This is a genomic window from Sphingomonas sp. 2R-10, from assembly GCF_030062225.1.
GTDB lineage: Bacteria > Pseudomonadota > Alphaproteobacteria > Sphingomonadales > Sphingomonadaceae > Sphingomonas.
Window position 1 is genome coordinate 1 of record NZ_JASCXF010000035.1, and the last position, 21,392, is coordinate 21,392.

General features: G+C 68.7%; 15 protein-coding genes. 5 read left to right on the forward strand and 10 right to left on the reverse strand.

Features of this window, described 5'->3' with window-relative positions; translation table 11 throughout:
- From QLH51_RS15290 to QLH51_RS15335, 10 genes are all read right to left on the reverse strand, one after another.
- The coding region (locus QLH51_RS15290) for a UvrD-helicase domain-containing protein (RefSeq protein ID WP_283514634.1) at positions 1-2,762 on the reverse strand (2,762 nt) is incomplete at its 3' end.
- The gene (addB, locus tag QLH51_RS15295; RefSeq protein WP_125659470.1) at positions 2,749-5,781 is read right to left on the reverse strand and encodes a double-strand break repair protein AddB; all 3,033 of its coding nucleotides are present in this window, start codon (positions 5,779-5,781) and stop codon (positions 2,749-2,751) included. The genes QLH51_RS15290 and addB, both read right to left, overlap by 14 nt.
- Entirely contained in the window at positions 5,774-6,529 is a 756-nt protein-coding gene (locus QLH51_RS15300) for a nucleotidyltransferase family protein (protein WP_125659473.1), read from the reverse strand. The genes addB and QLH51_RS15300 overlap by 8 nt, the downstream gene beginning before the upstream one ends.
- Positions 6,526-7,497: an aminoglycoside phosphotransferase family protein gene (locus QLH51_RS15305; RefSeq protein WP_125659476.1), complete on the reverse strand. Its 972-nt coding sequence runs from the start codon at positions 7,495-7,497 to the stop codon at positions 6,526-6,528. Before QLH51_RS15305 ends, QLH51_RS15300 begins: the two co-directional genes overlap by 4 nt.
- On the reverse strand, positions 7,482-7,925 hold the full coding sequence (gene tsaE / locus QLH51_RS15310; protein WP_125659479.1) for a tRNA (adenosine(37)-N6)-threonylcarbamoyltransferase complex ATPase subunit type 1 TsaE: 444 nt from the start codon (positions 7,923-7,925) through the stop codon (positions 7,482-7,484). The genes QLH51_RS15305 and tsaE overlap by 16 nt, the downstream gene beginning before the upstream one ends.
- Positions 7,925-10,276 carry a sensor histidine kinase gene (locus QLH51_RS15315; protein WP_206429118.1) on the reverse strand — a complete coding sequence of 784 codons (2,352 nt, stop codon included), beginning with the start codon at positions 10,274-10,276 and terminating at the stop codon, positions 7,925-7,927. Before QLH51_RS15315 ends, tsaE begins: the two co-directional genes overlap by 1 nt.
- Before the next feature lie 149 nt (positions 10,277-10,425).
- Complete coding sequence (locus tag QLH51_RS15320; protein WP_125659485.1) at positions 10,426-13,443, reverse strand: TonB-dependent receptor plug domain-containing protein; 3,018 nt, start codon at positions 13,441-13,443, stop codon at positions 10,426-10,428.
- Positions 13,444-13,654: 211 nt separating this feature from the next.
- Complete coding sequence (ahcY, locus tag QLH51_RS15325) at positions 13,655-15,076, reverse strand: adenosylhomocysteinase (protein WP_125659488.1); 1,422 nt, start codon at positions 15,074-15,076, stop codon at positions 13,655-13,657.
- A 97-nt stretch (positions 15,077-15,173) separates the two neighbouring features.
- The gene (locus QLH51_RS15330) at positions 15,174-16,004 is read right to left on the reverse strand and encodes a sterol desaturase family protein (RefSeq protein ID WP_125659491.1); all 831 of its coding nucleotides are present in this window, start codon (positions 16,002-16,004) and stop codon (positions 15,174-15,176) included.
- Between the two features lie 44 nt (positions 16,005-16,048).
- Entirely contained in the window at positions 16,049-16,609 is a 561-nt protein-coding gene (locus QLH51_RS15335) for a YqgE/AlgH family protein (RefSeq protein WP_125659494.1), read from the reverse strand.
- Positions 16,610-16,720: 111 nt separating this feature from the next.
- On the opposite strand from QLH51_RS15335, the gene QLH51_RS15340 reads away from it, so the two are divergent.
- The 5 genes from QLH51_RS15340 (at position 16,721) to QLH51_RS15360 (ending at position 21,388) form a co-directional block, all read left to right on the forward strand.
- Entirely contained in the window at positions 16,721-17,203 is a 483-nt protein-coding gene (locus tag QLH51_RS15340; protein WP_125659498.1) for a peroxiredoxin, read from the forward strand.
- Between the two features lie 99 nt (positions 17,204-17,302).
- Positions 17,303-17,617, forward strand: coding sequence for a hypothetical protein (locus QLH51_RS15345; protein ID WP_125659501.1), 315 nt, complete (start codon positions 17,303-17,305; stop codon positions 17,615-17,617).
- A gap of 240 nt (positions 17,618-17,857) precedes the next feature.
- Entirely contained in the window at positions 17,858-19,309 is a 1,452-nt protein-coding gene (locus QLH51_RS15350; protein WP_125659504.1) for an AMP nucleosidase, read from the forward strand.
- 219 nt (positions 19,310-19,528) lie between these two features.
- On the forward strand, positions 19,529-20,281 hold the full coding sequence (locus tag QLH51_RS15355) for a GDSL-type esterase/lipase family protein (RefSeq protein WP_125659507.1): 753 nt from the start codon (positions 19,529-19,531) through the stop codon (positions 20,279-20,281).
- Between the two features lie 6 nt (positions 20,282-20,287).
- Positions 20,288-21,388, forward strand: a complete 1,101-nt coding sequence (locus QLH51_RS15360; RefSeq protein ID WP_125659510.1) for an acyltransferase family protein — start codon at positions 20,288-20,290, stop codon at positions 21,386-21,388.
- Positions 21,389-21,392 lie beyond the last annotated feature (4 nt).

Sequence of the window (21,392 nt, forward strand, 5' to 3'; positions counted from 1 at the left end):
ATGGTCGGCGCACCGCGACGGCTGCGCGCGGCGATCGGCGGCTGCGGGGTCAGGCCGGTAAAGACGCGCTCCCCCTCCCCCGGCGGCACGCCCAGCGCGTCGAACGCCGCGGCGGCCGCGCTGTACCAGCTGAGCGCGGGCGGCACCCCCTGGCAACGGGCGGAAGGTGCGCCGGCGATGACCAGCCGCTCCTCGGCGCGGGTCGCAGCGACGTAGAACAGCCGCCAATGTTCCTCCAGCTCGCGCCGGTCGACCGCCGCGACCGCATCGTCGACCGGCGTGCCGCGTTCGCCGGCACGCGGGCGGAACACCGGAAATGCCGCCCCGTCATGGCCGTCGGGCGACCATGCGACGATATCGCGCCGGCTGTTGGCGGGATCGATCGCGGCGTCGGCCAGCAGGACCAGCGGTGCCTGCAACCCCTTCGATCCGTGCGCGGTCATTACCCGCACCGCGCCGCCCGACGCCCCGGCGTCGCGCTTGATCTCCACCTCGCCGCGGTCGAACCATTCGACGAAGCGTTGCAGCGACGACGTCGCGACGCTTTCGAACGACAGCGCCGCGTTCAGCAGCTCGTCGATCGGGTCGCGCGCCTCCTCGCCCAGCCGCGCGATCAGCTTGCGGCGGCCATCGAGTTCGCCCGACAGCAGTTCCTCGAGGAAACGATAGGGGGTGGTGAAGTCGGCGCGGCGGAGGATGGGCGACAGATGTTCAACCGCGGTGCTGTTGGTCTGGCGCAGGTGGCGCCAGAGGCTGCCGCCTTCGCGCAGCGCCCCGGCCAGCAGTTGTTCCTGCGTCCAGCCGATCAGGGGAGAGACGAGCAGATTGGCGAGGCTGAGATCGTCGTCCGGCTGCAATGCGAAGCGGATCGCCGCCAGCAGGTCCTGCACCGCCAGCGGCGCGTCGAGGCGCAAGCGGTCGACCCCGGCGACCGGGACCCCTTCCGCATACAGCCGCGCGACGATCAGCGAGGCGAGGTCGCCGCGGCGCTTGACGAGGATCATGACGTCGCCCGCCTGCAACATCCGCCCCTTGGATTCCAGCGGCAGCGTGCCGATCCAGCCCTTGATCGCGCGCGCGATCTGGCGGGCGATGACGCGGGTCGAATCGTCGATCCAGCCTTCCTCGTCGTCGCCCGCCGCCTCGACCACGGTCGGTGCCCACAGCGCGACGGTGCCGGGGCCGGGTACTTCGCTGTCATGGGTTTCGGGCGTGTCGATGCCCATGCCGGGATCGGGCAGCGCGGCGATGGCGGCGTCGACGAATTCCAGCACCGGCCGTGTCGTGCGGAAACTGTGGGTCAGCGACAGCGTGTCGAGTTCACGCGCATCGCCGCGATACTCCGCCGGGAGGGCGGCCCGACGGGCGAAGTCGTGATGGGCCGCGCGGAAATAGATCGGGTCGGTGCCCTGGAACCCGAAGATCGCCTGCTTGTAGTCGCCCACGACGAACAGCGTCCGCATCCCCGCCGCGCGCACCGCATCGCCGCTGAAATATTCCTCGACCAGCGAGCGGACGATCGCCCATTGCTGCGGATTGGTGTCCTGCGCCTCGTCGATCAGGACGTGTTCGGTGGTCTGGTCGAGCTTGAAGCGGACCCAGTCGCCGATGCCGGGTTGCGCCAGCAGCTTCAGCGTCTCGCGGATCAGGTCGTCGAAATCGACCGCCCCCGCCCGGCGCTTGGCACGGACATAGGCATCGGCATAGGCGCGTCCCGCTTCCAGCGCGCCGGCCAGCGCGTCGGCATAGCCCGCCTGCGCCCGGATCGACAGCAGTTCGGCGGCGCGGGTGCCGACCGCGTCGGCCAGCTCGTCATACTCCGGTTCGGCGGCGAGCAGCTTGGCCGACGCCTTCTTCAGGGTATCCTTCTGGGTAAAGAACATGCCTCGCACATCGCCCAGCCGCGACGCACGATCGGCGGGGGAACGGGCGAGCCAGTCGAGGATCGCGCCGTGCAGCTTCTGCCCCGTCGCGGTGCCCCATGCGCGGTTCGCCTCGGCCAGCCGTTCGAGCGCGTCGCAGTCGAAGTCGTCGTCGCTGCACGCCGCGGCGATCACGTCGTCCACATCGCCCGACGGCAGGTGGAAGGCGCGGCGCAGGAACGGCTGGATACCGCCCGGCAATTCGGCCATCGCCTGCGGACCCCGGGCACATTCGCGCAGATACCCCTCGGCCGCGCCTTCGCCCATGCGCAGCGACATCGCGGCGATGGCATCGCCGATGCGGGTGGAGCCGCTGCGCTGTTCCTCGACCAGCAACTCGGCCAGCGCCTCGCGCGCCATGCCCGCTTCCTCGCGCGCTTCGAGGGGGCGGAAGCCGGGGACCAGTCCCGCCTCGACCGGGAAGCCGGCGAGCAGGCTCTGGCAGAAGCCGTGGATCGTCTGAATCCGCACGCCGCCGCCCGGCGCGTCGAGCACCCGCGCGAACAGCGTACGCGCACGGGCCAGCAGCGCCGCATCGTTCACATCCTCGCCCAGCGCGAACAGATCGGCCTTCAGGTCCGCGGTCGGCAACCGCACCCAGCGCGCAAGGCGGCTGGCGACGCGCTCGGCCATCTCCGCCGCCCCGGCCTTGGTAAAGGTCAGGCACAGGATCGCCGCCGGATCGACGCCGCGCAGCAGCAGGCGGAACACCCGCGCCGACAGGACATGGGTCTTGCCGGTCCCGGCCGACGCCGACAGCCAGACATGGCGATGCGGGTCGCTGGCCGCCGCCTGGTCGTTCTTCAACCGCTGGAGCGCGCGGACTTCACTCACGGCCATACCATTCGTCGCGACGCATCAACTGGTCATATTCGGCATAAGGGGCATATTCGGGGACGAGCTTGGCGACGAACGCCTCGTCGCCGGTCAGGAAACGGGCAACGGCATTCTCGAAATGCCCCTTGGCAATGGCGACGAAGTCGGTCGCGACCATCCGCCCCTTCGATCCATCGGCGTTGACCGGCGAGGTCATCTTGCCGAAGCGGTCGCCATCCTTGGTCAGCGACCAGTATTCGAACGCGGTGGCGGTGCCGCCGATGCCGCCGAAACTCCCGCGTTCGGCCATCAGCCCGAGCAGGCCGAGTTGCAGGCTGTACCCGGCGGCGACCGCCTTCGCGCTCGGCGCCTTGCCGGTCTTGTAGTCGATGATGGCGAGGCTGCCGTCGCTCGCGCGGTCGATACGGTCCGCCTTGCCCGACAGCTCGACCCCGGCGATTTCCAGCTTCCCGTCGCATTCGACCCCGGCGACGATCCGCCCTTCGGCCAGCTTCTCATGGGTAAAGGCCGCGACCCAGTCGATCGCCTCGCGCAACCGCGGCACCCATAGCGCGCGTAGCAGCGGGTGGGTGCGCGGATCATCGGACAGCGCCTGCAACCGGCGGTGCAGCCTGGCCGGATCGAGCCCGTCCTCGCGCGCCCAGCGTTCGAGCACGCCATGCACTGCCGTCCCCCGCCACGCGGCGGTCGGATCGGCATCGACCGCGTCCATCGGCGACAGCCGCAACATCCGCCGGGCGTAGAACGCATAGGGGTCGGCCTTCAACCGGTCGACCTCGGTCACCGAGATACGGCGCGGGCGAAGCGCCACCGGCGGGCGCGGCGCGGGACGATCGGCGGCGGCATAGGCAACAGGCGTATCGATCGCCCGCGCCCAGTCGCGGAGATGCCCGGCGCGCTCCAGACCGTCGTCCAATGCCTGCAACCGCAACCACAGCCGCGAGGCGATGGTCGGCGCGGTCGCATCGCGTGCCGCCCGCGTCAGGATCACGTCGCGCGCGCCGAGCGCACCCGCGAAATCGTGCGCGGCAAGACCGATGCGGCGTTCGAGGCCGGGCAGCCCCAGCTCGGCACGGATACGCGGCGCCAGCCACGGGTCGGGCGACGGCAGCGCCGGCCAGACGCCTTCGTTCAGCCCGCCGAGGATCATCAGGTCGGCGGTCTGCAACCGTGCTTCGAGCAGGCCGAGAATGGCGAGGCGCGGATGCGCCCCCTGCGGCGGACGCACCGCCACCTCGTCCAGCAACGTCCGCAGCAGCGCGGGCAGCACGCGCGGGTCGACGACCGGCGGCCCGATCGCCGCCTGTTCCTCCAGCGCGGCGACCAGTTCGGCGGCGGCGCGCCCTTCGGGACGGCTCCACGCCGCATCGCCCGCCAGTTCGCCCGCCGTTTCGCGCAGCAGTGCCAGCAGTTCAGCCAGCGGTTGCGGCCCGGCGGCGAAGGCGTTCGCCAGCGGGGTCAGCAGCGGACAGGCCATGTCCCAGAACGACTGCGCCGCCGCGCGGATCGCCGCATCGCGCGGCTCGCCTTCGCGCAGATGGCGGTCGATCCCGGCCAGCCCCGGCGCCGGACGCGGCCCCCGCAACGCGCGGTCGAGGCGGCGGACTCCGTCGAGCCACACGACGCGCGCCTCCGCCTCGCCGCTGCGCACCAGCGGGTGCTTGAGCAGCGCCAGCAACGCGACCGGCGCGAACCCCTGCGCCGCCGCCTCGACCAGCGCCAAGAGCAACGTGCCCGGCGCGAGCAGTGACAGCGGTTGCCCGGCGGAGTCGTCGACGGTGACGCCCCAGCGCGCCATGTGCGCCGCGACCCGGCGTGCCAGCATCCGGTCGGGCGTAACCAGCGCCGCGGTCCGCTCGGGCGTCTGCAATGCCTCGCGCAGCGCGATGGCGATCGCCTGCGCCTCCTCGGCCGGCGTGGCCAGTTCGACCATGCGCACCCCCGACAGGCGGCGGTCGGCGGCGGGCACGTCGATCCAGTGGTGGGTGCGATCGGCCGGGCTGAGCGCGGTGGCGATCGCGCGGCTGCGCGTCGGGGTCGCGTCATGCTCGCTCGCCGCCTGCCAGCGGACGAATTCGTGGCGGTTGACGCCCATCCGGTCGAGCAGCAGCTTCAGATGATATTGCGGATGGGTCTCGATCGACCGCCGCCGTCGCCCGGTCACCGGATCGGGATCGTGCGGCCCCAGCGATGCCCATTCGTCATCGTCCATCGCGAGGTCGAGGCCGGGCAGCACCACCATGCCGCGCGGCAATCCGGCGACGCAGCGCTGGATGCGGGCGATGGCCGGCGCATTGGTCGCGATCCCCGCCGCGCAGACGAATCCCTTGGGCGGCTCGACGCTCCACCGCACGCACAGCCGCTTGAGCAGCCGCGTCCGGCGCTCGGCAAGGTCGATCCGCCCCAGCGCCGCCAGCTCACCCGGCCAGCGATCCAGCACGATGCGGAACAGTTCGAGCGAGCGTTCCCAATGCGCCGACAGCGCTTCGTCGAGGTTCAGGGCGCGCAGCGCCGCCGGATCGACCTCCTCGACCAATAGCTGGTCGAGCGTCGCGGCAAGGTCGCCCGCCAGTCGCACCGCCTCCGCCCCGTCGACCGGCCGCCCGGCGCGCTGGCGCTCCTCGCTCACCAGCCGCGCGAGGATCATCCGCCGCGCGAGCGGATCGATCGCCGGCGGGATCGGCGCGGCGTCGGCCGGATCGGCGAAGCTGCCCGCCCCTTCGTCCAGCTCCGGATCCCCGATCGCGACGAGGCGCGGCAGCAGCAACCCGCCGCCGCTGGCGCGCACGAACGCTTCCTGCACCGTCCGCTTGGCGCGGTTGGTGGGGACCAGCACCATGCCCTGCGCAAGGCCCAGCGGATCGCCGCCGAACCGGCGGATCAGCCCCACCGCCAACGCATCGGCGAACGCCCGGTGGATCGGGATGGTGTAGAGGCCGAGGCGCTTCGCCTCAGAGGCGCGTTTGGCGGCACCGCCTGAAAACTCGCTCTTCCGCGAGTTTTCAATTGCCCCCTCAGCCATCGGCAAGCACCGCTTCGGTCATCGGGATCGACGCCGGCGTGCCGACATCGAACCACAGCCCCTGATGCACGACGCCATAAGCGCGACCTGCCTCGATCGCGCGGTTCCAGAACAGGTTGGTCGAGAACGCACCGTCCGGCCAGTCGGCGATGACGCGTGGCGACAATATCTGCACGCCGGTGAACACGAATGGTGCCAGCCGGCCGGGCTTGCGCCGACCGGTGATGCGGCCCAGCGCGTCGATATGGAAATCGCCCTGCCCGCGGTGGCCATGCGCCAGCGCCTGCGGCACCAGCAGCAGCAGCGCGTCCATCTTCGCATCGTCCCACAGCGCGCTCAGCAACCGGATCGAATCGACCGGGCCATCGACCCACAGATTGTCCGAATTGACGCAGACGAAGGGCGCATCGCCGATCAGGTCGCGCGCCTTCACCAGCCCGCCACCGGTCTCCAGCAGCTTCGCGCGCTCGTCGGACACGGCGATGTCGATGCCCTTCACCCGGTGCCTGAGATGCGCTTCCATCGCATCGGCAAGATAGTGGACGTTGACCACCGCACGCTTCACCCCCGCCCCGCGCAGCCGGTCGAACACATGGTCGATCAACGGCTTGCCGGCGACCTCGACCAGCGGTTTGGGCCGCATCGCGGTCAACGGACGCATCCGCTTGCCCAGGCCCGCTGCCAGCACCATCGCGGTCTCGGGCACCGCCGCCTGCGGGTTGGGGCGGATCGAACGGAGCGTGGTCATGCGAGTTCCTGCGGATCGCCGCGCTTGTGCGGCGGGATGTTGAGGTCGAACCAGCGCGCGACACCCGCCAGCGCCGGATGGCCGAGATCGCGTTCCAGATAGCGCCAGACGCGCGGGCACAGCGCGCCATAGCGCAGCTTGCCGTCGCGCCGCCACAGCCGGGTGAAGATGCCGAGGATCTTCGCGTTCCGCTGGGCGCCGAACAGGTGATAGGCCGCGTCGAACCCGTCGCCCACCCCGGTCGATTCGCGATAGCGCGCCAGCATCGACGCCTCCACCACCGCCGGCACGTCGCGTCGCGCATCCTGCAACAGCGACACGAGGTCGTAGGCCGGATGCCCCGCCAGCGCGTCCTGGAAATCGAGCAGCCCCAGCCGCGTATCGTCGAGCAGCATCAGGTTCTCGGCATGATAGTCGCGCAGCACGGTCACCACCGGCATTTCGGGCAGCGCATCGAACGCCGCGTTCCACGCCGCGCGATACCCCTCGGCATCGACCGACAGCTCTAGCGCGCCGCAATACCATTCGATCAGCAGGTCGGCCTCGCGCAGGATGAACGCGCGGTCATAGGACGGGACCGGCGCGGCCTCGTGCCGTTGCAGCCGCAGCAGCTGGTCGATCGCCGCGGCATAGAGCCGGCCTTCGCTTTCCGGCGCGGCGTCGACCGTCTCGCGCATCCGCATGTCGCCGAAATCCTCCAGCAGCATGAAGCCGCTGTCGCTGTCGTCGGCGAGGATGGCGGGTGCGGAAAAGCCGCGTTCGGTCAGCCACGCCGCCATATGCGCGAACTTGCGCGTGTCCTCGGGCGGCGGCGCATCCATCAGCACCGCGCTGCGCCCCGCCTCGATCACGCGATAGTATCGGCGGAACGACGCGTCGACCGCCAGCGGCAGGATCTGCGCATCGGCCCAGCCGGCATGCGCCAGGAAATCGGATGCCGCGTCGCGCGGGTTCAGGTCAGCGGCCATCGGCTTTCCCAAGCGTCCGGCACCCGCGCTGTCAAGCGCCGCCCGCCCGCTTCGTCGAACGCCAGCGACAGCCAGAGCGCTTCGGGCCACGGATCGTCGCCCAGCCGCTCGGGCCATTCGACCAGCAGCGCACCGTCGTCCAGCGCATCGTCGAGCCCGAGTTCCAGCGCCTCGTCCGGATGCTCGATGCGGTAGAGATCGACGTGCAGCACGCTCATCCGGATTTCGGGCGGGTCATAGGGCTGCACGATCGCGAAGCTCGGCGACGGCGCCTCCCCCGCCAGCCCCAAAGCCGCCAGCACGCCGCGCGCGATGCTGGTCTTGCCCGCCCCCAGCGGCCCCGACAGCGCGACCACATCCCCGGCGCGCAGCACGGCGGCGATCGCCGCGCCGAACGCGTGGGCGGCGGCTTCGTCGGGCAGGTACATCACGGCTCGCGCGGCAGGTCGATCGTGACCAGCGTGCCCATGCCCTTTTCCGACACCAGCTCGATCGTGCCGCCATGCGCCTCGACCGCCTGTCGCGCCAGCGGCAGGTCGAGGCTCAGCGCCCGTTCGCCGACCCGCGCCACGCCCGCCTGCGCGAACCGGTCGAACGCGCGCGCGACGGCATCCTTCGACATGCCCGTGCCGTCGTCCGACACCACGATCCGCGCACGCTGCGCATCGCCGTCGACATGGAGCAGCACCCGCCCGCCCTGTTGCAACCCGCCGATCGCATGGTCGAGCAGATGGCCGATCGCCTGCCGCAGCCGCCGGGCGTCGCCCAGCATCACGCCCGCCGACGGCGCGATCTCCACCGCCAGTTCGACGCCGCGCGCCGCCGCCGCGGTCCGTGCCGCGCCCGCCGCTTCGCTGGCGATCATCTTCAGCGGCACCGTCGCCCGCGCGACCGGCGCCGTCTCGTTCGCGGTCAGGTCGAGCGTGTCGTCGATCAGCCCGCCCAGCCGCTCGACCGATTCGAGGATCGCATCGGTATAGCGCGCCCCGTCCTCGCTGAGCTTGCCGGCATAGCCCGCCTGCAGCATCTCGGCGAAGCCCTTGATCGAGGTCAGCGGGGTGCGCAGTTCGTAGCTCATCGACGCGACGAACGCGGTCTTGACCCGGTCGGCGGCTTCCAGCGCCTCGTTGCGGTCGCGCAGCGCCTGCTCCATCCGGCGACTGTCGGAAATGTCGAGCATCGTCAGCAACGCATTGCCATCGGGCAGCGGCACCGCGCCGAACTCGTAATGCCGCCCGTCGGCCATCGCGAACCGGCCCGAACGCTGCATCCGCTGCTGCGTGGCGAAGCGGACCAGCTCGGGGATCAGCGTCGCCCGGCCGGGATTGGCGAGGCTGTCGGCAACCCGCTCGGCCAGCGCATCGACCCGCGGATGCCCGTCGAGGAACGCGTCGTCGAGGCCCCAGACCTGCCGGAACTTCGCGTTCCAGATCTGCAACCGGCCGTCGGCGGCGAACACGCCCAGCGCCTCGAACAGATTGTCGAACGTCGCGGTCCGCACGCGCAGCAGCGTGTCGCGCGCGCTGGCCAGTTGCACCTGTTCGGTCCGATCCTCGAAGATCAGCAGCAGCCCGCCTTCGGGCAACGGCTGCGCCACGACGCGCAGGTGCGTGCCGCCGGGCAGATGCCACTGTTCCTCGATCGCGCCCTCGGCCGCACGGAACCAGTCGCGCCGCTCCGCCTTCCACCCCGGAAAGTCGCGAACCTCGGGCAGGCGCTTGGCCTCGCGCATGCGGTCGAGCACCCGGTCGAATTCGGGGCGGTCGGCCAGCCATTCGGGCTTCATCGCGAACGTGCGACCGAATGGCTGATTGTAGAATACCAGCGTGCGGTCCGGCGCGAACTGCGCCACCCCCGCCGACAACCGGTCGAGCATCGCGCGCTGCGCATCGCGGCTGCGCTTGAGCCTCGCCCCCGCTTCCTCGATCTCGTGGACGTCGATCGCGAAGCCGCCGGTGCCGCCGTCGCGCAGCGGCATGTCGTGGACGCGCAGCATCCGCCGTTCGCCGCCGATCGTCGCCGGCATCGCCGCGACCTGCGGTTGCCCAGTGTCGCGCGCGATCGACGCGCTGGCCAGCGGCCCGCCCATGCCGACGCCCTCGACCAGCTCGACCTGCCGGCCGATCACCGTCGCCGCGTCCTCGGCATCGACCGCGCGGACATAGGCGGTGTTGACCATCGCGAGGCGCAGCGTGTCGTCGCGATACCACATCGGCATCGGTGCCGCCTCGATCAGGCTGGACAGTGCCTCGAACGCCGCGCGATACTCCTCGGCCTCGGCGCCCAGCGTCGCGATCTCGTCGTGAAACTCGGTCGCGTCGAAGAACCAGACCAGCACCCCGCCCGGCGTGTTGAGCGCGGCGGGCGCCCGTTCGCCGATCGCGAACAGCGACCGCGCCGAACCGGTCGCGCGCACGACGGTGCGGAATGGCCGCCCCCCGCGCATCGCGGCGTTGACGGCGTCGATCAGCCGGTCGGCGCTGCCCGGCTCCAGCCCGCTGTCGGGATCGCCCAGATCGGCGAGCATCGCGGGCGCATCGACCCGCCCCAGCCGATCGACCAGTGGCGCATCCAGCGACAACCGCCCGTCGGCGCGCACGACCATCGCCAGCGCCGGCGACGCCGCCAGCGTCGATCGCAGCGATTCGAACGACGCCGCATCGGCCAGCGCCTGCCGCCGCGCCGCCAGCCCGGCATAGAGCATCCAGCCACCGACGCCGACCAGCAACGCCAGCACGACGCCGCACAGGATCGCGGTGAGGACCGTGATAGCGATCACGCTGTTTTTCCGGTGAGGGGCGGCAGACTGGGAAGGTTCGACACGCCCCTGCCTAGTCCGAGTCAGCCGTATAAAAAAGGGGCGACACCGCATGGCGCCGCCCCCTTTGCCGTGTTCCTGCGACGGATCGCCCCGTCAGCCATTGTCAATCAAAGGCGGAACGACGCGCCGGCGTAAATGAACCGGCCGACGCCCGAGATCGGATAGTTGAGCGAGCCCAGGTTCGGCGTCTGTTCGAACAGATTGTTGACGCCGCCATAGAAGCGGAAACGGTCGTTCACCCGGACCTCCGCCCGGATGTCATGCTGGAACAGTTCGGGATAGAAGAAGTAGCGCGGGTCCGAGATATCGGGATCGCCCGCCAGTTCCTCGGTCGTGAAGCGCCGCGTCTTGCTCCAGTACAGCAAGCCGTAATTGAGCGAGAACGCATCGAGCGTCCACGTCACGTTGGCGTTGCCGCGCCACCGCGGGTTGTACGCTTCCAGCGTGTCCACGTCGACGTCGGCACCCGGCGAAGGAACGAAGGACAGGTTTTCGAGATATCCACCGTCGAGCCGGAAATCGAACCGGCCGAGATTGGCGCCCGGTTCGAAACGATACGCCACGCTGAAGTCCGCGCCCGACGTCCGGAACGCGGCGACGTTCGCCGGCCCGACGTTGAAACCGATGCGACGCTGCGGGTCGGAACCGTCACCCAGGACATACCCCGTTCCCTGCGCGCGGAAGACGTTGGCGCAGAACTGGTTGTCGATCGTCGGCTGATCGACGCACAATTCCGCCAGTTCGGTCGGCGTCGGCGTGTTGATCGCGTCGCTGATGCGGATGTCGTACCAGTCGGCGGTGATCGTCAGACCCGGGATGAACCGGGGCTGCAGGACGATACCTGCGGTCCAGGTCTTGGCCGTTTCCTCGCTGAGGTTCGGATTGCCGCCGGTCGTGCCGCGACGCGACGTCGTGGCCGAAGGAACCCGCGACGGAGTGAAGCTGGCGATCTGCGTCGGGGTCAGGCCGAGGTTGGCAAGCAACGTCTGGCAGTTCGCCGCGCGGAACTGCGTACCCTGTCCACGCGCCGACAGGTCGCACGGATCGGTGACGAAACCGAACGTTCCGGTCGCCGGCAGGAACAGTTCTCCGATGTTCGGGGCGCGGACCGCCTGCGAATAGGAACCGCGGATGCGGATGTCGCGGATCGGGGCATAGATGCCGTCGAGCTTCCACGTCGTCGTCGATCCCACGGTCGAATAATCCGACAGGCGCAACGCCGCGCTGAACGACAGCAATTCCGCGAAGGGCAGGTTCGCCAGTACGGGGACGTTCAATTCGGCAAAGGCTTCCTTCACGTCGAAGCTGCCCGAGCTCGGCGGCAATGCCGCGAAGTCGCGCAGGTCGCCGTTGACGATCAGCGCATCGGGGTCCGAGCGGCTGCCTTCGCGCCGATATTCGCCGCCGAGCGCGAACCCGACCGGACCACCGGGCAGCGAGAAGATCGCGCCGGTATCACCCGAGATCGAGCCCGACACAACATGCTGGTCGACCGCCGCCCGGTTGACGTTGTCCGCCAGGACGAAGTCGAGCGATGCCTGCGACGCGACCCCGTTGCCAAGGATGTTGAGCGGACGACAGGCGCTGCCCGCACCGGGGATGAAGGTGCTGGCCGGTACGTCGAGCGCGGTGGCATCGAGCGTCGAACGGCATACGATGCTGCCATCGGGCGCACGCACGGCATCGATCGCCGCGAAGTAGCGATCGTTGATGAGGTTCGACGTCTGCGTCGAACGCGCGTTGGTGCGGCCGTAGACATAGGACAGTTCGTAGCGGGCGTTGGGCGTGATGCGCCCGTCGAACCCGACCACGCCACGCCACGTATCGCGACGGACCCGTTCACCGCGAATGCCGAAATCGAAATTGTCGCGCGAGAAGGTCGCACCATCCGGCGCGGCGTTCGGCCCGAAGCGGTCGGCAAGAAACGCGTTGTCGGACGCCAGGGACGTGCCGAAGTCGAAGCTCGGCTGCCCTACCGAATAGGCCCGGGTCCGCACGAACTTGCCTTCGGCGAAGAACCGTACCGCGTCCGAGAATTCGAAGCTGGTCAGCAGGTTCGCCGCATGCCGTTCGATGGCCGGGAACAGATCGCCGAAATAGCCGGCGGTCGGCGTGTTCGACGACCCGTTCCGGGCGCGACCGGACGACCCGGGCAGGAACGTGCCGCCGTCATAGACCAGCCCGCTGCCGGTGAAGTCGGGAATGCCGTCGCCGTTCAGGTCGACCGCCGCATCGGGGGAACTGTCGGCCCATCCCAGGTTCGTGTAGATGATCCGATCGGGCAGGTTGGGATCGTCGATCGGCACCCCATTGGGGCCACGGCGGAAATCGTTGATGTTCTGCCACAACTCGCGATAGCGGCTGGGGTCGCCGCTGAAGGGGCGCGCGAAGCTGCTCAGCCGTTCGGTATTGCTGTATTCATACGCGGCGGTAACATTGCCACGACCGTCGGCGAAGTTCTTGCCCGCGACGATCGATGCCAGTTGATTCCCCGCGTCGCCATCGTCCGAGATACCGGCTTGCAGTCGGGCGGATATGCCTTCGAAGTCACGCCGCAACACGAAGTTCACGACGCCCGAAACGCCGTCGGCGCCGTAGATCGCCGATGCGCCGCCGGTCAGGACGTCGATCTTTTCGATCAGGTCCTGCGGGATCGAGTTCGTATCGACTGCCGCCGTGTTCGGCACCCCCGCGACGTGACGGCGCCCGTTGACCAGCGTAAGCGTACGGTTGACGCCCAGGTTGCGCAGATTCAGGAAGTTGGCGCCGGTGCCGCTCAGCGGCGTGGAACTCGCCCCACCCGAGCGCGACCCGCCGACAGAGCCGGTCAGCGCGGGATTGCGGATCAGGACATCGGTGATGTTGTTCAGGCCGGTCGCCTCGATCGCCGAAGCGCTGACCGACACGATCGGGTTGGCGACGTTCAGTTCGGGTCGGGCGATGCGCGATCCGGTGACGACGATTTCCTCGGCGGGCTGGACTTCGTCGGTAGGCTGATCCTGTTCGACGGTTGCCGTTTGCGGCGCGACCGTCTGTGCGGCAGCGGCTGCCGAGGCGAACAATGCCGCCAGAGCGATGGCGCTACGTCCGGCACCCGCCCGGAAACGCGACGTACATTGCTTCATGGAACGACCCCTTTTTATACAGTTATGATTATTCCCTTGATCGATCACTCTCCATCCGCACCGCAAGCCTGTACGATCGGGTTTTTTGCCGGAAGTGGCTATTTACAGCGTGGTCGCGATAGAATTGGAACGGACTGTTGCTGCACAGCAACAAAAAAAGGCGGACATCCCGCTGGATGCCCGCCCCTTCCGCACTGTCGATCCGTTCGGATCAGTAGCGATAATGATCCGGCTTGAACGGCCCTTCGACCGGCACGCCGATATAGCCCGCCTGCTTGGGCGTCAGCTTCGACAGCTTCACGCCCAGCTTTTCGAGATGCAGCGCCGCGACCTTCTCGTCTAGGTGCTTGGGCAGGACATAGACTTCGTTCCGGTAGTTCTCGCCCTTGGTCCACAGCTCGATCTGCGCCAGCACCTGGTTGGTGAACGACGACGACATGACGAACGACGGGTGACCGGTGGCGCAGCCGAGGTTCACTAGGCGGCCCTTGGCCAGCACGATGATCTGCTTGCCGTCGGGGAACTTCACCAGGTCGGTGCCCGGCTTCACTTCGTCCCACTCATAGTTGCTGAGCGCCGCGATCTGGATCTCGCTGTCGAAGTGGCCGATGTTGCAGACGATGCTCATCGGCTTCATCGCCGCCATGTGCTCGGCGGTGATGACGTCGGCGTTGCCGGTCGCGGTGCAGAAGATGTCGGCGCGGGTCACCGCCTCTTCCATCGTCACGACCTCGAACCCTTCCATCGCCGCCTGCAGCGCGCAGATCGGATCGACTTCGGTCACCATCACGCGCGCGCCGCCGTTGCGCAGCGACTGGGCGCTGCCCTTGCCGACGTCGCCGAAGCCCGCGACGCAGGCGACCTTGCCGGCCAGCATCACGTCGGTCGCGCGACGGATCGCGTCGACCAGCGATTCCTTGCAGCCGTACAGATTGTCGAACTTCGACTTGGTGACGCTGTCGTTGACGTTGATCGCGGGGAACGGCAGTTCGCCCTTCTTCGCGATCTCGTACAGGCGGTGGACGCCGGTCGTCGTCTCTTCCGACACGCCCTTCAGGTTCCTGACCGTCTCGGTCAGATAGCCCGGACGCCTGGCGATGAACGCCTTGAGCGCGCGCTGGAATTCGACTTCCTCTTCGTTCTCGGGCTCGCTGAGCGAAGCGCCGGCTTCGAGCTTCGCGCCCCACAGCGCGAACATCGTCGCGTCGCCGCCGTCGTCGAGGATGATGTTGGCGGTTTCGTTACCCCAGTCGAAGATATCGCCGACATAGTCCCAGTAATCGGCGAGGCTCTCGCCCTTGATCGCGAACACCGGGATGCCCTTGGCGGCGATCGCCGCGGCGGCATGGTCCTGCGTCGAGAAGATGTTGCACGTCGCCCAGCGGACGTCGGCGCCGAGCGCGGTCAGCGTCTCGATCAGCACCGCGGTCTGGATCGTCATGTGCAGCGAGCCCGTGATGCGCGCACCCTTCAGCGGCTGCGACGCGCCGAACTCGCTGCGCAGCGCCATCAGGCCCGGCATCTCGGTTTCGGCGATCTCGATTTCCTTGCGACCGAAGTCGGCGAGGCCGATGTCCTTGATGACGTAATCGGTCTGCTTGTCGGCGCCGGCAGAATTTGGGGCGGTGGCCATGGGTAGCTCCTGCGTGGGGCCATGGGGCACGCCCATGGCGGATGGTGCGCCTCTATCGATGCGGCCGGCGAAACGCAAACCCTATATAAAGATATCTTTATATCCGGGCGGACGACGGTTCTGGCGGAGCGTTCGCGCCCCGCGCCCGGTCATAGGCGACCGGCAGTGCGACCCATTCGTGCAGCGTGCGCGGCTGGTCGACCTCGGAGATGCCGGTCGCGGGCCATTCGTCCTTCGCCGGTATCCACACGGTGCCGAACAACCGGTCCCAGAGCGTCGTGAACGCGCCGAAATTACGGTCGAAATGCCGCGGCTCGACCGAATGGTGGATGCGGTGGAAGCGATTGTCGACGACGACGCTGGCGAGCGGCCCCAGATGCCAGCGGGTCGGGGTATGGATGAAGAACGCCTGCAGATGCATCACGATCAGGATCGCCGGCACGACCGGCGCGGCTTCGCTGGCGATCAGGCTGGTCGGGATCGTGATCAACAGGATCTGGACGAACGGTTCGACCGGATGGTGGAACGCGTTCACGGCCGACAGCTCGCGGATCGAATGATGCACCGCGTGATAGCGCCACAGCCAGCGATGCTGCGCGCGGTGGCACCAGTAGAAGAAGAAATCGTAGATCACCGCACCGACCAGCGGCGCCAGCACCCACGATGCCGGCGTCGCCCACCCCGCGCCGGTCGGCAGGGTGAGAAGCGGCGGGATGCCCAGCGCGGTCCACAGCGTGCGGAATCCGGCATAGGCGACGCCGCTGATCGCCAGCCAGATCGTCCAGAACACCAGCCCCGGCAACCGGCCGCGCAGCGACTGGCGCTCGCGCGGCGCGAGCAGTTCGAGCGCGGTCATGACCGAAAAGCCGAAGCCCCAGACGACCAGCGTCGGCTTCACGGTTTCCCACAGGACGGACAGGATCGGCATCGGCCCGACCCTATCGACCGCCCCCTAACAAATCTTTGCCGGGGTCAGGCGGTTCCGGCGCCCAGCGCCAGCAGCCGCGGATCGATCCCCGCCCGGTCGAACCCGGCGCGCCAGCGCGTCGCGGTCGGCACGTCGAACAGCAGGGCGGCGTCGCCGTCGACGTTCATCCAGCCATGGCGCGACATTTCCGCGTCGAGCTGTCCCGCCTCCCACCCGGCATAGCCCAGCGCGACGATGAACCGCGCCGGCCCGGTCCCGGCCGCGATCGCGCGCAGCACGTCGATCGATCCCGACAGCGCCCATTTGCCGGCGACGTCGATCGTGTCCTGTCCGCCCCAGCTGTCGTCGTGCAGCACGAAACCGCGCCGAGTCTCCACCGGGCCGCCCAGATGGATCGGCGCATCGGGCGCCTCGCCCGGTTCGATGTCGAGTTGCTTGAGCAGCGCGTGCAGGCTCAGGCCGTCGATCGTGTCGCCGATGCCGACGCCCATCGCCCCTTCCTCGTCATGGGTGCACATGGCGATGACCGCATGGTCGAAACGGCGGTCGCCGATGCCGGGCATCGCCAGCAATATCTGTCCGGCAAGAAATCGTGTCTGTTCCATAATGCGTACGACGCTAATCGTACCGACGCGGTAGCGCCATGGTTGAAAAGGTCCGCGCCCGCTCCCACGCTGGCTGCGACGCGCCCGTCGGCGCACCATGTGGAGAATGTGATGACGATCAAGGTCGGCGACCCCCTGCCCAACGCCACGCTCGTAAAGGTCACGCCCGATGGCCCGGACCAGGTATCGACCGGGGATTTCTTCGCCGGTCGCCGTGTCGCGCTGTTTTCGGTGCCCGGTGCCTTCACCCCGACCTGCTCGGCCCGCCACCTGCCGGGCTTCGTCGAACAGGCGCAGGCGTTTCGCGACAAGGGCGTCGACGAGATCGCCTGCACCGCGGTCAACGACGCGTTCGTGCTCGACGCCTGGGCGAAGGCGGGCAATGCGGGCGACAAGGTGACGATGCTGGCCGACGGCAATGCCGATTTCGCGAAGGCGGTCGGGCTGACGATGGACAGCTCCGCCTATGGCATGGGCACCCGGTCGCAGCGTTACGCGATGCTGGTCAACGACGGCGTGGTCGAGGCGCTGCATGTCGAGGCGCCCGGCGAGTTCAAGGTCAGTTCGGCGGAAAACCTGCTCGCCTCGCTCTGACCCTTCGCCGCCGTTTCCTGCCTCCCGTAACGGAACCGGCGGCGGTCGTTCGAGTTAGTCGGTAGTTACGCAACCATATCGAACGCGAAAGGGAACGTCATGACCAACACGACGACCACCAAGGATGTCGCCAACGACGTCGCCGAAACCTCGGGCACGATCGCCGAAAAGGCCTCGGCGACCTATGCCTCGGCCAAGGAGAGCGTGACCGACGCCGCCGCCAAATCGCGCGACGCGGTGAGCAGCGCCGCCAGGTCGACCGCCGAGACGGTGAAGGCGCATCCCGGCGCTACCGCCGCGATCGTCGCCGGTGCCGCAGCCGCGATCGCCGGGGCGGCGTTCGGCGCGTCGAAGCTGATCGAGAAGAAGCGCGAGGCCGACGCCACCCCGAAGGTTCCGCCCTCGGCGACCTGATCGACAGGCGGGGCAACGGCCGCGAGCGTTGCCCCGTCCGCCGACGTCACCCCGGACTTGACCGAGACCTCTGTGAAAGTCTCGAACAGAGCCAACGCCTCGCTGTACCCCGGCAAAGGCCGGGGTACAGTTGGGTGGCATTGGCAAGATACGGCGGTGGACGTCGCACCGGCGCCCCGATCGCGCCGTTCCCCCGCCAACCTCTTGACCTGTCGCGGCGGAACGCCCTAGCCACGGTCGATGACGCAGGCTTCCCAGATCGTCGCCGAACTCGATCGGCTCTATACCGCTTCCGTGGCGCGGCTGCGCGCCGCACTCGACCGCTACCTGACCGACGGCACCCCGCCCCCCTCGTCCGCACGCGTGGACGGGTCGTTCGCCTATCCGGAAATCCGCCTGACCTATCGCGGTGGCAGCGACCGGCCGATGCCCTCGCGCGCCTATGGGCGGCTGACGACGCCGGGCGATTATCGCATCAGCGTGACCAAGCCGGCGATGTTCGCCGCCTATCTGACCGAACAGCTCGACCTGCTGATCGCGAACCACGACGTGACGGTCGAGGCGGTGGCGGGGCGGCAGGAAATCCCTTTCCCCTATGTCCTCGACGCGGGACACGCGCTCAGCCTCGACGCGGTGTCGGCGTCCGAACTCGCGCGGTTCTTTCCGGCGACCGAGCTGGCGCATATCGGCGACGAGATCGCCGACGGACTCTGGATCGGCCATGACGACAGCCGCCCGCTGGCGCTGTTCGACGGCCTGCGGACCGATTTCTCGCTGGCGCGGCTGCGGCATTATACCGGCACCCCGCCCGAACATATCCAGCAGTATGTGCTGTTCACCAACTATCACCGCTATGTCGACGAATTCGTCCGCTGGGCCGGCGAACAGCTGAAGCCCGCCGCCGATGGCACGCCCAGCCGCTATACCGCGCTGTCGGGGGCCGGCGGGGTGCTGGCGACCGCGGGCGACGATGCCGAACGCATGGTCAGCGACAGCGCGTGGCGGCGGCACCAGATGCCGGCCTATCACCTCGTCGCGCCCGACGGCACCGGCATCACGCTGGTCAATATCGGCGTCGGTCCGTCGAACGCGAAGACGATCTGCGACCACCTCGCGGTGATGCGGCCCGAGGCGTGGCTGATGATCGGCCATTGCGGCGGCCTGCGCCCCAGCCAGCGGATCGGCGACTATGTGCTCGCCCATGCCTATCTGCGCGACGACCATGTCCTCGACGACGTGCTGCCGCCGGAAATCCCCGTCCCCGCCATCGCCGAGGTACAGGTGGCGATGGCCCGCGCGGCGGAGATCGTGTCGGGCCAGTCGGGCGACGAACTCAAGAAGCGGCTGCGCACCGGCACCATCGTCACCACCGACGACCGCAACTGGGAATTGCGCTTCAGCCGGTCGGCGCTGCGCTTCTCGCTCAGCCGCGCGGTCGGCATCGACATGGAATCGGCGACGATCGCGGCGCAGGGCTACCGCTTCCGCGTCCCCTACGGCACGCTGCTGTGCGTGTCGGACAAGCCGCTGCACGGCGAACTGAAGCTGCCCGGACAGGCCAACCGCTTCTACGAACGCGCGATCAACGAACATATGCGCATCGGCATCGAGGCCTGCGAGCAGCTGCGCCAGGAAGGCGCCCGCCTCCACAGCCGCAAGCTGCGCGCGTTCAACGAACCGCCGTTCCGGTAAGCGACCTGCTGCGGGACGGGCAGGTCTGCGTGGCATAAAACGTCACCCCAGCGAAGGCTGGGGTCTCAAGCGGCTCTCGTCCCGCGCCTTAACCGGGAGATCCCGGCCTTCGCCGGGATGACGTTCCAGTCGAGCGCCGCCAACCACGTCAGGCAAACCCGTTGAGCGCCGGGTAACCTTTGCGGCCTATGTCGTTGTTCCGAAAGGAACGACGACCGCATGTCCAGCCCGCCTGCGAAACTGCCCTCCGCCCTGCGCGAAATCGCGATGACGCTGCTCAAGGCCCTCATCGCGCTCGGCGTATTCGGCGCGATCGTCTTCGGCTGGGGCTATAGCAAGGCACGCGAGCAGAAGGCGTTCACCAATTCGCTGCCGCTGCCCAACGAAGTGCGGCAGGACCAGTGCGCGGTGTGGTTCGTCGGCAGCTCGACGATGGCGCGCTGGACCGACCTGCAACGGGACATGCAGCCGTGGACGACGCACAACCGCGCGATCGGCGGGGCGACGCTGGCCGAGCTGACCACCCGGTTCCTCAACGAACGGAACCCGCAACCGCCGCGCGCGATCGTGTTCTACGCCGGGGAGAACGACCTGGCGTTCGGCGTGACGGTCGAGGCGACGGCGGCCGCCTTTGCCGACTTCATGGCGTACAAGCGCAAGCGGCTAGGTACGACGCCGGTATTCTTCGTCTCGGTCAAACCCTCCCCCACCCGCTGGGCGCTCGCCGGCAAGCAGGCGGCGTTCGATGCGATCGTGCAGGCGATGGCCGGGCGCGACGACGACCTGATCTATGTCGACGTTCGCGACCGGTTCCTGGTGAACGGTCGCCCCGGCCCGTTCTACGAGGGCGACGGGCTGCACCTGAACGATGCCGGCTACGCGATCTTCAGCGCCGCCCTCCACCGCAGCCTTGCCACCGACCTGCCGAAAGCGCTGGTCCGCCGATGCCGGCGTGGATCGGCGCAGGGCTAAGCCGCGATGCAGCCACCGCAGCGCTTCGTCGGAGTCGACGCGTGGCGCGCGGGACTGATGCTGTTCGGCATCCTGCTCCACGCGCTGCCCGAACGGTCGCACGACCCGTTCTTCGCGGTGATCGGCTATGTCTCGACGCACGTCCGCATGGGCGCGTTCATGGTCGTCGCCGGCTTCCTGTGCGGTTTCGTCGGCGCGCGGCGATCCCGCCGCGACTGGCTGCGCGCGCGGATCCGGACGCTGGCCATGCCGCTCGCCACCGGCCTCGTCCTGACCGTGCCGACGCTGGTCGCGCTGCGACTGCATTATGCGACGACCGCGCTGCCGATCGCCAGCCTGTGGTTCAACTGGTACCACCTCTGGTTCCTGCTCGCGCTGATCCTGTACCTGCCGATCGCATGGCTGCTCGCGTTCGGCGACACCCATGCCCGGGTGAGTGCATGGCTGACCGGCACCGGCGCCGGCGACACCGTGCGACAGGTGCGGGTGATCGCGGCGATGCTGGTCGCGTCGCTGGGACTGATGACGCTCGGTATCCGCCTGGCCGTCATCGTACCGTGCGACGGCCCGACCGTACTCGGTGCCCTGCCGCAGATCCTCGGCTATGCGCCGCTCTATGCGATCGGCATCCTGCTCGGCCGGGACGGGGGGCTGGCGGCGACCGTGCTGGGCCATTGGCGCACCATGGCGCTGCTGGTCGCCGCGACGCTGATGCTCGACTGCGGCGCGGCATGGCTGACGGGCGTTCCGTCGGGCATCGGCGTGCCCCAGTTGTCGCTGCTCGCCCGCGCGGTGCTGCCCGGTACCAGTGCGCTGCTGATCCTGCGTTCCGCCCTGTCTATCCGCCACGTGCCGCCCCTGCTGCGACGAATCGCCGATGCCTCGCTGACGATCTACCTCGTGCATTTTCCGCTGGTGAAGCTGCTCCAGGCCCTGTCCGAGGATGTGCTGCGCAACGACTATCTGACCTTCGCCTTCGTCGTGCCGGTCGCGGCGATCCTGTCCTACGCGTTCCATACGCGCGTCGTGATGCGCTCGCCGGTGCTGTTGTGGCTGTTCAACGGCGCGCCGCGGCCGTCGTTCGGCACAGCGCCGCGCACGACCTGACCGG